This is a genomic window from Pinirhizobacter soli (genome assembly GCF_015905305.1).
Classification (GTDB): Bacteria; Pseudomonadota; Gammaproteobacteria; order Xanthomonadales; family Rhodanobacteraceae; genus Pinirhizobacter; species Pinirhizobacter soli.
The window spans coordinates 61,356-74,064 of the sequence record NZ_JADZLQ010000005.1 but is presented as its reverse complement, the minus strand read 5'-3'; the positions used below and the strand labels follow the sequence as shown (position 1 = coordinate 74,064).

Annotated in this window: 11 protein-coding genes; 5 read left to right on the top strand and 6 right to left on the bottom strand. The window is 65.2% G+C overall.

The window, feature by feature from the left end; translation table 11 throughout:
- Positions 1-2: 2 nt before the first annotated feature.
- Positions 3-1,370 carry a glutamate--cysteine ligase gene (locus tag NDK18_RS18955; protein WP_425502748.1) on the bottom strand — a complete coding sequence of 456 codons (1,368 nt, stop codon included), beginning with the start codon at positions 1,368-1,370 and terminating at the stop codon, positions 3-5.
- Positions 1,371-1,511: 141 nt separating this feature from the next.
- Positions 1,512-2,432 (bottom strand): LysR family transcriptional regulator, encoded by a 921-nt coding sequence (locus NDK18_RS18950; RefSeq protein WP_250628700.1) that lies wholly within the window; start codon positions 2,430-2,432, stop codon positions 1,512-1,514.
- A gap of 135 nt (positions 2,433-2,567) precedes the next feature.
- On the opposite strand from NDK18_RS18950, the gene NDK18_RS18945 reads away from it, so the two are divergent.
- Positions 2,568-3,575 (top strand): zinc-binding alcohol dehydrogenase family protein, encoded by a 1,008-nt coding sequence (locus NDK18_RS18945; RefSeq protein ID WP_250628699.1) that lies wholly within the window; start codon positions 2,568-2,570, stop codon positions 3,573-3,575.
- 23 nt (positions 3,576-3,598) lie between these two features.
- On the opposite strand, the gene rsgA is transcribed toward NDK18_RS18945, so the two are convergent.
- Complete coding sequence (rsgA, locus tag NDK18_RS18940) at positions 3,599-4,660, bottom strand: ribosome small subunit-dependent GTPase A (protein ID WP_250626623.1); 1,062 nt, start codon at positions 4,658-4,660, stop codon at positions 3,599-3,601.
- 231 nt (positions 4,661-4,891) lie between these two features.
- Positions 4,892-5,773 (bottom strand): DMT family transporter, encoded by an 882-nt coding sequence (locus tag NDK18_RS18935; protein WP_250628698.1) that lies wholly within the window; start codon positions 5,771-5,773, stop codon positions 4,892-4,894.
- A gap of 181 nt (positions 5,774-5,954) precedes the next feature.
- On the opposite strand from NDK18_RS18935, the gene NDK18_RS18930 reads away from it, so the two are divergent.
- The gene (locus NDK18_RS18930; protein WP_250628697.1) at positions 5,955-6,506 is read left to right on the top strand and encodes an apolipoprotein A1/A4/E family protein; all 552 of its coding nucleotides are present in this window, start codon (positions 5,955-5,957) and stop codon (positions 6,504-6,506) included.
- Between the two features lie 63 nt (positions 6,507-6,569).
- Here the strand turns inward: NDK18_RS18930 and rho are convergent, their stop codons facing one another.
- Both rho and trxA read right to left on the bottom strand, forming a co-directional pair.
- Positions 6,570-8,351: a transcription termination factor Rho gene (gene rho / locus NDK18_RS18925; protein WP_284691677.1), complete on the bottom strand. Its 1,782-nt coding sequence runs from the start codon at positions 8,349-8,351 to the stop codon at positions 6,570-6,572.
- A 298-nt stretch (positions 8,352-8,649) separates the two neighbouring features.
- Positions 8,650-8,976: a thioredoxin TrxA gene (gene trxA, locus NDK18_RS18920; protein ID WP_250626627.1), complete on the bottom strand. Its 327-nt coding sequence runs from the start codon at positions 8,974-8,976 to the stop codon at positions 8,650-8,652.
- A 342-nt stretch (positions 8,977-9,318) separates the two neighbouring features.
- Here trxA and NDK18_RS18915 point away from each other — a divergent pair, with 342 nt between their 5' ends.
- Genes NDK18_RS18915 through ftsX form a run of 3 tightly spaced genes read left to right on the top strand, consistent with a single transcriptional unit; the run spans position 9,319 to position 12,705 of the window.
- Positions 9,319-11,016 carry a DEAD/DEAH box helicase gene (locus tag NDK18_RS18915; protein WP_345777092.1) on the top strand — a complete coding sequence of 566 codons (1,698 nt, stop codon included), beginning with the start codon at positions 9,319-9,321 and terminating at the stop codon, positions 11,014-11,016.
- A 49-nt stretch (positions 11,017-11,065) separates the two neighbouring features.
- Positions 11,066-11,743, top strand: coding sequence for a cell division ATP-binding protein FtsE (gene ftsE, locus NDK18_RS18910; RefSeq protein ID WP_250626629.1), 678 nt, complete (start codon positions 11,066-11,068; stop codon positions 11,741-11,743).
- Positions 11,740-12,705: a permease-like cell division protein FtsX gene (ftsX, locus tag NDK18_RS18905; protein WP_250628696.1), complete on the top strand. Its 966-nt coding sequence runs from the start codon at positions 11,740-11,742 to the stop codon at positions 12,703-12,705. Before ftsE ends, ftsX begins: the two co-directional genes overlap by 4 nt.
- Positions 12,706-12,709 lie beyond the last annotated feature (4 nt).

The window sequence follows — 12,709 nt, the reverse complement described above, 5'->3', positions numbered from 1 at the left end:
GCCTAGTAGGCGAACTCGCCGAACACAGGATCCACCGAGCCGCCCCAGGCGCCATGGAACAGCTCGAGCTTCTGCTCGGCCGGCGTCTGGTTGGCCAGCGCCACTTCGTTCAGCGGCGCCAGGAACATGCTCTCATCCGCGCCGCGCCCGTTCACCCGTGCGCGGCGCTTCAGGCCCTGCTCGGCGATCTTCAGCGCCTCCAGGGCAAGCTCCCGCACCGTGTGGCCGCGGAAGGGTAGCTTCAGAGCCTGCTTGGGTACGCCGTCGCGCAGCGCGTGGCGTTCTTCCTTCGAAAAATCCTTGACCAGGTCCCAGGCGGCATCGAGCGCGGTGTCGTCGTATAGCAGGCCCACCCAGAAGGCCGGCAGCGCACACAGGCGACCCCAGGGGCCACCATCGGCGCCGCGCATCTCCAGGTACTGCTTCAGGCGCACTTCCGGGAAGGCGGTGGTGAGGTGGTCGGCCCAGTCCTTCATGGTGGGCCGCACGCCCGGCAGTGCGTCGAGCTTGCCATCCATGAAATGCCGGAAATTCTTGCCAGAAAGATCGACGTACTTGCCGTCGCGATAGCTAAAATACATTGGCACATCGAGGATGTAGTCGACATAGCGCTCGTAGCCGAACCCGTCCTCGAAGACGAAATCGAGCATGCCGGTGCGATCGGCGTCGGTATCGGTCCAAACATGCGAGCGATAGGACAGGAAACCGTTCGGCTTGCCTTCGGTGAAGGGCGAGTCGGCGAAGAGCGCGGTGGCGATCGGCTGCAATGCCAGGCCCACGCGGAACTTCTTCACCATGTCCGCTTCAGAGGAAAAATCCAGGTTCACCTGCACCGTGCAGGTGCGCGTCATCATGTCCAGGCCGAGCGAACCGACCTTGGGCATGTACTCGCGCATGATCTTGTAGCGGCCCTTGGGCATCCAGGGCATTTCCTCGCGCTTCCACTTCGGCTGGAAGCCCATCCCCAGGAAGCCCAGGCCCATGCCGTCGGCGATGCTGCGCACTTCTTCCAGGTGCGTATGGACTTCCGAACAGGTCTCGTGGATGGTTTCCAGCGGCGCGCCGGAAAGCTCCAGCTGCCCCGCGGGCTCCAGCGTGATGTTGGCCTTGCCACGGGTGAGTGCTACCGGCGTCTCGCCCTCGCGGGCGATGTCCCAGCCGTAGCGGCTCGCGATGCCCTCGAGTAACCGGCGAATGCCGCGCTCGCCCTCGAAGGTGGGGGCATGGAGGTCGTCGGTGCGGAAGCCGAACTTCTCGTGTTCGGTGCCGATGCGCCAATCCGCGAGCGGTTTTTCGCCCTGGGCAACATAAGCGACGAGCTCGTCCCTCGAGCTGATCGGCGTGCCGGGAGCGGCGCTGGGGATGGACACGGGCATTCCTTGGAAGTGTTGGCTGGCCTTCCTTTGGGGGCGATCGCAGGCGATCAAAAGGGCAGGCGACAGCGAGAATAGCGGTCCGATGGTCCGAAGACGAGCAAGACGGCCATATGCGCACGGCGTGGCGTTGCCAGTTCAGTAATGGCCAGGACCGTCGACTGCGACGATTTCGTCGAAGCGCTCGCGCAGTGCGGCATGCAGCCGGCGGATGGCCGGCGAGAATTGCTGCCGGTGTGGGCAGATGAAATGCAGCGGCGCCAGCTCACCCAGCTGTCCGGCAAGTACTTGCGCCAGTCGTCCCGAGGCGATGTCGGCGCGCACATCGAGCCACGACTTGTAGGCAATGCCATGGCCTTCGATGGCCAGGCGCCTGACCACGTCCGCGTCGTCGCACACCAGTACCGGGCTTACCTGCACCACCTGGCAGCCGTCATCGACGGGAAAGCTCCACTTGTCGTAAGCGTTGCCCTTCATCATCCAGGACAGGCAGTCGTGGTTGGGGAGATCTTCCAGCGAAGCCGGTGCACCGCGGCGTTCCAGGTAGGAAGGGGAGGCCACCAGCACGCGGCGATTGCCCGGGACCAGCGGCAAGGCCACGAAGCTTGCATCCGACACGGCGCCCAGGCGGATGGCGACATCCACGGGGTCGCGGAACACGTCGGCAACCTGGTCGGAGAAGTGCAGGTGCAGGTCTAGATGTGGGTGCTGGCGCCTGAAATCGGAGAGCCATGGCAGTAGCACGTTGCGGCCAAGGTCCGACGGTGCCGCGATGCGCAGGCTGCCCTGCAACGCCCCTGAGTCTTCGACCAGGCGCTCGCGGCCTTCGCGCAACGCAGCCAACACCTCGCGCGCATACGGCAGATACGACTGGCCTTCGGGTGTCAGGCGCAGGCTGCGGGTGGAGCGCGCGAACAGGCGCACGCCAAGCTCCGCTTCCAGCCGCGCTACGGCTGCGCTGGCCTGGCCGGGCAGGAGATCCGCTTCGCGGGCGGCATTGGAGAAGCTGCCGAGCGCTGCCGTGCGTACGAACAGGCCAAGGTCGTCCAGGCGAATCATTTTCACTCCCGCGGTGAAAGTGCTTTCCCGCCGACGTGGTGGATAACGCGGCCGGGCAGGTGGATCATGGCTACATACGTAGGCTGGGTAATCGCCCCCACGCCTTATATTTTTCGCATCATAAGGAAAATCCCCATGAAGGCCATCGTCTATACCCAGAACGCGCTGCCCATCGACGACCCGGCGTCCCTGCACGAGATGGATCTACCCAAGCCTTCGCCTGGCCCGCGCGACCTGCTGGTGGCGATCAAGGCCATCGCGGTGAATCCAGTGGATACCAAGGTGCGCCACCGCGCGCCGGTGACCGAGCCGCGCATCCTGGGCTGGGACGCGGTGGGCACGGTAGAGGCGACGGGGAGCGAGGTCACCCTGTTCAAGCAGGGCGACGAGGTGTTCTACGCCGGCTCCATTGCCCGGCCCGGTTCGTACGCGGAATATTCCCTGGTCGATGAACGCATCGCCGGCCCCAAGCCGCGCAGTATCGACGCCGCCCAGGCGGCCGCGCTGCCGTTGACCACGCTTACCGCCTACGAGCTGTTGTTCGACCGCCTGGGCGTGGCCGAGGGCGGCGGTGAAGGGCAGGTGCTGCTGGTGATCGGCGCTGGCGGTGGCGTGGGTTCGATCCTGGTACAGCTGGCACGCAAGCTCACCCGGCTCACCGTGGTGGGCACGGCCTCGCGCAAGGAGACCATAGACTGGGTCACCGAGCTTGGCGCCCATCACGTGATCGACCATGGCAAGCCGTTCGCCGACCAGCTCAAGGCCATCGGTATCGATACGGTCGATATCGTGGCCAGCCTCACGCACACCGACGACTACTTCGCCCAGCTTCCGGACCTCATCAAGGCCCAGGGTCGTTTTGGCATCATCGACGACCCGGCTTCGCTGGATGTCACCAAGCTCAAGTCCAAGGCCATTTCCCTGCACTGGGAATCGATGTTCACCCGCTCGGTGTACGGCACCGACGACATCCAGCGCCAGCACGACATCCTCGCCCGTGCATCGGCGCTCATCGACGACGGCACGCTGAAGACCACGATGGGCGAGCATTTCGGCCGCATCAACGCTGCGAATCTGCGCAAGGCGCACAAGAAGATCGAATCGCACACGGCGCGCGGGAAGATCGTGCTGGAAGGGTTCTAGGCCGCCGAACGGCAGGGCGCTTTTCAGCGACCCTGCCGCTCCCGTTTTGCCCGCATCGCCGAGCGAGCCATGCAGCCGAACTGCCGGTTGTTCTCGTGCCTTTCGCGTGCGGTCCTGGACGCCTCCGTCACCTCGCGTTGCAGCTTCTGGTAGCTCACCCAGCGACGCTGCTCCAGCCGTCCTTCGTCCAGGGCGGCGCGTACGGCGCAACCGGCTTCGCCACCATGGCTGCAGTCCCTGAACCGGCAAGCCAGCGCCAGCGACTGGACATCGTCGAAGGCCGATTGCACGCCCTCGACGGCCGCACCCACGCGCAACTCGCGCATGCCCGGCGTATCGATCACCCAGGCGCCCGTGCAGGTGAGGAACATCTCCCGTCCCGTGGTCGTGTGCCGGCCCCGGGCATCGTCGTCGCGAATTGCCGAAGTGAGCCGCGCCTGGTTACCGACCAGCGCGTTGGTAAGCGTGGACTTGCCCACGCCCGACGAACCGACGAAGGCGACGGTACTGCCTTCGGCCAGCCATCGCGCGAGTGCGCCAAGGCCCTCGGGCCTGGTGGCATCCACAGCCACCACCGCCGCGCCCCGGGCCACGCCGTGTGCCTGCGCCACGTAGGCGCCCGCCTGACTGCACAGGTCCGCCTTGGTCAACACCACGACGGGCTCGACACCCGCCTGATGGGCGAGCGCCAGGTAGCGCTCCAGGCGCGAAGGATTGAAATCCTCGTTGCAGGAACTGACCACGAACAGCGTATCGACGTTGGCGGCGATGGACTGGCGATGCCCGTCGGTACCGGCGCCGATACGCTCGATCAACGACTGCCGCTCGACTAGTCGCGCGACACGTTCGTTGGCATCCTCGACCAGCACCCAATCGCCCACGGCGATGGAAACCTCCAGTGCGTCGACCACGCGCTGCGGCACAACCACGTGCGCCTGGCCGCGCGAGGAAAGCACGGCCAGCCCGCTGCGGTGCACGGCCATCACCCGGGCAGGGTAGGCCGATTCAAAATCATCCAGGGCCAGGTGCTGGGCATACGACGCGCGCCAGCCCAGCTGGTGCAAGGAATAAACAGGAGAAGACATGGGGAACCCTTTCAAATCGCTCATGGCGCGACCTCCCGACAGCGGGAAGGCGAACGGACGACCGGGTTCGACACGCGTGCCAGCGAGGACCGCTGGCGGGCAGATCAGTGCAGCGTGGACCCGGCGACGATGGCGGATACGACATTCATGATGTTCTCCTTCCTCGTGCGAGTGGATCAAAGGGACGCGCAGGTTAATCGCGAAATTCGCCGGGTGCAACCGTGCCGTTCGTTATGGATGCACGCGCCCCGCGCCCGTGGCGACCAGTCCGGCAGCGATCGAGAGTACGAGCCCCAGCAGGTAGATCGGATGGAACGGGGCGTGGAAGAACACGACCAGCCAGATCGTCGCCAGTACCGGGGCAAGGAACACCAGTGGCGCAATGCGCGAGGGCGGCGCCAGCTGCAGCGCCCGCAACCACCAGAAATACGAAAGGCCGTTGATGATGCAGCCATTGAGCAACAGGCCCGCCCACGCCTTGCCCGACGACGGCAACGCCAGCCCATCTCCCAGCAATACCGTGATTAGCGAAAACACTGCACCCCAGGCGAAGAACCCGAAGGTCAGCAGCATCCCTTCACCCGGCACGCTCCTGGACAACAGGGAATAAAGCGCGAAGGACGCCGCACCGAGCAGGACGATGCCGAGCGTCGGCAAGTCCTGCGCGGGCAGGGCGGTGAAGTTCCCCTTGGTGGCAACGACCGCGGAACCTGCAAAGCCCAGCAGCACTGCCGCCACGCCCACCGCTCCGATCCGTTCGCGCGTCACCAGCGGCGCCAGCAACACGATCAGCACCGGCCACAGGTACTGCACCACCAGCACGGCCATGCCATCGCCCACCGCGTAACCGTGGTACAGGCACAGGTAGAAGAGATAGCAGCCAAGGAAGCCAGGCAATGCCGTGCGCAGCAGGTTGCGGCGAGCGTCGGCGAGGAGGCCCGCGAAGGATCGTGCGCGCTTGAGCGCCACTGCCCCGCAGACGAATGCGGAAAGTACGTTGGACAGCAGCAGGAATTGCAACGGCGTGATGTCCTGCGTGGTCACCTTGGCGACCACGGGAATCAGGCTCCAGCTGGCGATGCAAAGCGCTGCGAAGAAAAAGGCCCTGGTCATCAGTTGCACTTCGTGTTGATCAAGTCAGAAGACGTTTTCTAGCACGGGAGCAACGACCCTGCTCAAATGAATCGGCCACTACCTACCGACGCAGGGTTGACGGACTACGGTCATAACGCGAAAGCCCCGTTAGACTCGTTGTTGCACAATGTTCGACATGTCTTGTTGAACATGAGCCGGCATGACTCACGACGAAAGCCAGGAAGGCAAGGAAATGAGTACGTCTCCGCTCGATGTTGAAGCGAATGGCCACGCCGACGCGATCGCGCCTGGTCAACGCTGGGCCCTTCCAGGTCCGAAATCGGATGACCTGATGACGCATCTGGTCGCGCGCATGGCCACCCTCGAGTTCGGCATGGGCAGGGTGGTCGGATCCATCGAACGCCTGGATAGGCAAATGGATGACCAGCGCACGCTCATTCAGGCCATGGGTGAGCGCCTGGATGGGCGTATCGACGAGGTGGGCGAACGCATCGATGAGATGGGCAAGCGCTTGGACGGGCGTATCGACGAGATGGGCAAGCGCCTGGACGGGCGTATCGACGAGGTGGGCAAGCGCCTGGACGGACGGATCGACAACCTTGCCGCGCAGGTCCAGAAACTCGCCGATGTCGTCGGCGATCTCGTTTCCTGGAAGCAGCGGATCTGGGGGATATGCCTCGCCGTGTCGGGATTCGCATCCATCACGGGACTGTTGTGGGCGCTGGTAAAAACGATCATCCAGCCAGCCTGAGTGATTTCGCCAAAAGAAAAGGCCGGCAGAATGCCGGCCTTTTCATGTGCAGCGTGATGAAACTCAGCGCTTCATCGAATTGAAGAACTCATCATTCGACTTGGTGTTCTTCATCTTGTCCAGCATGAACTCGATCGCCGCCAGCTCATCCATCGGGTGCAGCAGCTTGCGCAGGATCCAGATCTTCGACAGCAGGTCCGGGTCGATCAGCAGATCCTCGCGGCGGGTGCCGGAGCGGTTGATGTCGATCGCGGGGTAAACGCGCTTTTCGGAGATGCGGCGGTTCAGGTGCACTTCCATGTTGCCGGTGCCCTTGAACTCTTCGTAGATCACCTCGTCCATCTTCGAACCGGTCTCGGTGAGCGCGGTGGCGATGATGGTGAGGCTGCCGCCTTCCTCCACGTTACGCGCCGCACCGAAGAAGCGCTTGGGGCGCTGCAGGGCGTTGGCGTCGACACCACCGGTGAGCACCTTGCCGGAGCTCGGGATCACCGTGTTGTAGGCGCGGGCCAGGCGGGTGATGGAGTCAAGCAGGATGATCACATCCTTCTTGTGCTCGACCAGGCGCTTGGCGCGCTCGATCACCATTTCGGCCACCTGCACGTGGCGCACGGCCGGTTCGTCGAACGTCGACGAAATCACTTCGGCGCGCACGCTGCGGGCGATTTCCGTCACTTCTTCCGGACGCTCGTCGATCAACAGCATGATCAGGTGAGCGTCGGGATGGTTGTGCACGATGGCCTGGGCGATGTTCTGCAGCATCATCGTCTTGCCCGACTTCGGCTGCGAGACGATCAGGCCGCGCTGGCCACGGCCGATGGGGGCGACGAGGTCAAGGATACGGCCGGTGATGTCCTCGCTCGAACCGTTGCCGCGTTCGAGCTTGAACGCCTTGCGCGGGAACAGCGGGGTGAGGTTCTCGAAGAGCATCTTGTTCTTCGAGGCTTCCGGCGGATCGCCGTTGATGTCGTCCACCTTGAGCATGGCGAAGTAACGCTCGCCTTCCTTCGGGTGACGCACGCGTCCGGTGATGTAGTCGCCGGTGCGCAGGTTGAAGCGGCGGATCTGGCTGGGCGACACATAGATGTCGTCGGGGCCGGCAAGGTAGGACTCGTCCGCCGAGCGCAGGAAACCGAAGCCGTCCTGCAGGATTTCCAATACGCCCTCGGCCCAGATGCCGCCACCGGAGCGGGCATGCGCCTTGAGGATGTTGAAGATGACATCCTGCTTGCGCTGGCGGGCCACGCCTTCGCGTACACCCAGCGATTCGGCGAACTCCAGGAGCTGGATGGCGTTCTTGCGCTTGAGCTCCGTGAGGTTGATCAGGCGGTCGCTGCTGCCGGCATCGGCGTTTTCGTCTTCGTCAGCCGGGTAGCCGTTATTGTTGTTGTAGTGCTGGTTGCGCTGGTAGTTGCCGGCGTTGTTGCCGGCGTTGTTACCCGGACTGCCACCCTGCTGGGGACGTCCCTGGTTGCGCTCGTTGCGGCGACGGCGGCCGCGGCTGTCGCGACCTTCGCGCTGCTGGTTGTTTTGGCCCTGAGCCCCCTGGTTCGGGTTGGCCGGCTGACCGCCGCCCTGGCCCTGTGGCTGCTGACCCTGCGCGCCTTGCGGATCGTTGCCGCCGGGCTTGCCGCCTTCCTGGCCGCCATTGCCCTGGTTACCCTGGTTGTCGCGCGCCTCGTAGGTGGGGCGCGGCTCCCGGACATTGCCGTTGGCATTGCCCTGGCTTTCATGGCCGCCCGATGCCGTGGCCGCGGGGGCTGGCTGCGTGGGTGCCGGTGCCGGGGTGGGCGCCGGGGGTGGAGCGGGCGCGGCCCGCTCGGCGCGCGCAGGAGCCGACGGCAGCTCGCCCTGTACGGGCGCGGCAGCCTTGGCGTTCTTGCGCGGCGCGCGCTTGACCGGCTCGCTCACAGGTTTGTCATCGGCGCGCTTGGCGTCGGTGGATGCTTTGGATTCGATATCAGACACGGGCAAACCTCGGGGGCGCCGTTAAGGGAAGGGTTTTGGGAGTTGAAGCGGATGGCGCGAAGGGCGCGGGACAGCGGTGAGTCCCGGCAGGTGCGATGGAATCTAGCACTGCACGCGCCGCGGCGTAAAGCCACGGCGCGTGAATAACCGGGTCAAATACCCGGATTGGACACGATTACAGGGTTTTGTCGATCAATTGCGACAATTGGCCCTTGCTGACGGCGCCGATCTGGGTGGCCTCGACCTTGCCGTTCTTGAAGATCATCAGGGTGGGAATACCGCGGACGCCGAAGTCGCGGGGGGTCTTCTGGTTCTGGTCGATATTGATCTTGGCGATACGCAGCTTGCCCTGGTATTGGGTGGCCAGGTCGTCCAGGATCGGTGCGATGGCCTTGCAGGGGCCGCACCATTCGGCCCAGAAATCGAGCAGGACAGGTGTATCGGAATCAAGCACTTCGGCCTTGAAGGCCTCGTCGCTAACATGGGTGATCAGGTCGTTCACCGAGGATCTCCAGCTTGGGATGTTAAGGGGGTTGACGACCGCGCGGCTCGCATCAGCTACACTCATGCGCCCACGAAGCGCGGGTTGAACCAGGAATGAGGGGTGCCCCCAGGGGCTTGTTCTCATTCCAGCGCAACTCGGGGTGCGATTCAAGGGCGCTGAAGCTGGCGCCGCCGCACGGCCGCTACACGCCCAGGCCAGGGCACCCCGGGCGTTTCGTTTCTGTCACTGGAAATGGGCACGCCCGCCCCAATTTCAACCATGCCACAGGCGCACTTTCGCGCCGCGGCCCCCAAGCCGGCAGCCCATCCGGGCGCCCGCATCTGCGATGACCCCCTATCCATGTCTGAAAAAGTACTGACCGACACCTTCTTCGAGTCCTTCGACCTGCACCCACTGCTCCAGCAGGGTCTTGCCGATACCGGATTCACCCGCTGCACCCCGATCCAGGCCCTGACCCTGCCCCTGGCGCTGGAGGGCCGTGACGTCGCCGGCCAGGCCCAGACGGGCACCGGCAAGACCTGCGCCTTCCTGGTGGCGATGATGAACCGGCTTCTCACCAAGCCTGCCGCCAACGACCGCAAGGATTCCGATCCCCGGGCGCTGATCATCGCTCCCACGCGGGAACTTGCGATCCAGATCGAAAAGGACGCCCAGGCCATTGGCCGGCATACGGGCCTGCGCTTCGCCCTGATCTACGGCGGCGTCGACTACGACAAGCAGCGCCAGCTGCTGCGCGACGGCTGCGACGTGATCATCGCCACGCCCGGCCGCATGCTCGACTACTACAAGCAGAGCGTATTCGGCCTCAATTCCGTCGAAGTGATGGTGATCGACGAGGCCGACCGCATGTTCGACCTCGGCTTCATCAAGGACGTCCGCTTCATCTTCCGCCGCCTGCCGGCCCGCGAGCAGCGTCAGGTGCTGCTGTTCTCGGCCACCTTGAGCCACCGCGTGCTGGAGCTGGCCTACGAGCACATGCACAACGCCGAGAAGCTGGTGGTGGAAACAGACAACATCACCGCCGACCGCGTCCGCCAGCTGGTCTACTTCCCTTCCAAGGAAGAGAAGATGCCGCTGCTGCTGAACCTGCTCGAGCAGACCGGTGCCGAACGCAGCATCATTTTCGTCAACACCAAGGCCGCCGCCGAGCGCATCACCGACCGCCTGAAGCGCCACAACTACCGCGTGGGCGCCATCTCCGGCGACGTGCCGCAGATCAAGCGGCAGAAGCTGCTGCAGCGCTTCCAGGACGGCGTGATCGACATGCTGGTGGCCACGGACGTCGCCGCCCGCGGCCTGCACATCCCGGCCGTCAGCCACGTCTTCAACTACGACCTGCCGCAGGACGCCGAAGACTACGTCCACCGCATTGGCCGTACCGCGCGGCTGGGTGCCGACGGCGACGCGCTCAGCTTCGCCTGCGACCTTTACGCCATGGGCCTGCCCGACATCGAGCAATACATCGGGCAGAAAATCCCGGTGGCCAATGTCACGGCCGACCTCCTGATCATGCCCAAGCCGAAGCCCCGCGCCGACGGCCTGGCGGACGATCCGGATGAAGATGCCGCCGATGCGGCCGCCAGTTCCCCGGTGAACGACAAGGCCCGCGAGGCCCGCTCGCGTTCGCGCAGTGGTGGCGGTGCGCCCGATCGTGCGAAGAAGTCCAACGGCAGCAGCGGTGAGCGCCGTCCTCCGCGTGAGCGCACGCCCATGGCCCCGGTCGCCGAATTCGCGGGTGAAGCTGTTGAAGTTGCCGTGCCAGTCGTATCCGCCGGCGCCAATACTGCTGTGGCCGCCGACGGCGATCCGGCCAAGAAGCGTCGCCGCCGCCGCCGCGGTGGCAAGGCCGCTCGTGAGCGTACGGGCAACGGCGGCACCGAGCAGATCGTGGAGTCCACCGCCAAGGGGTCGGCCGAGCCTGGCCGCCGTCCTTCACGCCACGTGCCCTCGGCTCGGCCGACCACCCCGGCACCGGCGCCGGTCGCGGAAAAAGTCGGCTTCTTCAAGCGCCTCGGACGCCTCTTCGGCGCTCGATAACTTGCGGAAATCCCGTATGCTTCCTTAAGTCAAATCCAAGGGAAGCGCGGTGATTCGTTTCGACCAGGTGGGCAAGCGCTATGAAGGCGGCCACGAAGCCCTGGCCGACGTGAGTTTCGGTGTCGAAGCCGGTGAAATGGCTTTCGTCACCGGCCACTCCGGTGCCGGCAAAAGCACCTTGCTGAAGATGCTGGGCCTGATCGAGCGTCCCACCCACGGCATCGTCATGTTCGACGGCCAGAGCCTGGCGCAGGCGCGAACGGGCGATATTCCCAGGCTCCGCCGGCGCATCGGCATGGTCTTCCAGGACCATCGCCTGCTGATGGACCGCACCGCCTTCGCCAACGTCGAACTGCCGCTGGTGATCGCCGGCGTTCCCGCCGCCGACCGTGGCAAGCGCGTACGCGCGGCGCTGGAAAAGGTGGGCCTGCTGCCCAACGAAAAACACCTGCCCTCGGCGCTGTCCACCGGCGAGCAGCAACGCCTGGGGATCGCCCGCGCCATCGTGGGCAAACCCACCCTGCTGATTGCCGACGAACCCACAGGCAACCTCGATCCCCAGCTTGCCGTGGAGATCATGGGGCTTTTCGCCGAGTTCCAGTCGGTCGGCACCACGGTACTCATCGCCAGCCACGACCTGATGCTGATCAAGAAGATGCGCAAGCGCGTGGTGGTTCTCGACCACGGCCGGCTGGTCGCCGATATCCCCGCCTCGGAGATCGTATGAACGAGGCGGTGCGCGAGAACCGGAAACCGGTCACGGCCCGCGCCCGGGCCGGCGGCTTCAACGCCTGGCGCGAGCACCATGGCTGGAGCATGGCCGCAAGCTTCCGCCGCCTGGCCAGCCGGCCGCTGGGCACGGCCCTTACCGTGGCGGTGATGGGCTTTGCCATGTCGCTGCCGCTGGCGTTCTTTCTGTTGCTGGCCAACGTACAGCGCATCGGCGATTCGCTGGGCAAGGCCGACACCATCAGCGTGTTCCTGAAGGGAACCCTCGCCGCGCCCAATGCCCAGCAGCTGGCCGACATCCTGCGCGAGCGCCGGGACATCGGCGCGGTGGAAGTGGTCACGCCCAAGGAGGGCCTGGATGAGATGGCCCGGGCCCAGGGCTTTGCCGGCGCCATCGCGGATCTGGACAACAACCCGCTGCCCTTTGTGCTGAAGGTGCACCCGAAACCTGGCCTCACCGCGGACCAGGTCGGAAAGATGGTGCAGGAACTGCGCGACATGGGCGGGGTGGACATGGTCCAGGACAACGGCGGCTGGCGCGCCCGCCTGGATGCACTGGTAGGCGTGGGCACGCGCGCAGTCACGGTACTTGCGGTGCTGCTGGGCATCGCCGCCCTCCTGGTGGTGGGAAATACCATCCGGGTCGACATCCAGGGGCGGGCGGCCGAGATCGGCGTGCTGCTGCTGATCGGCGCCAGCCGGCCGTTCATCCGCCGTCCTTATCTTTACGCCGGGCTCTGGTACGGTCTGTTTGCCGGAATCCTGGCCGTGGTGCTGGCGCTGGGCCTGCAGGCGGCGCTGGCCGGCCCCGTGGCCCGGCTGGCCGACGCCTACGGCGGCAGCATGGATTTTGGCGGCTTGCCGGCGTGGCTGTTGCTCGCCGTCCCGCTACTATCGGCTTTCCTCGGCTGGCTGGGCGCGCGCCTGGTCAGCGCCCGGCAACTGCGAAAGGCACCTTAAGTCG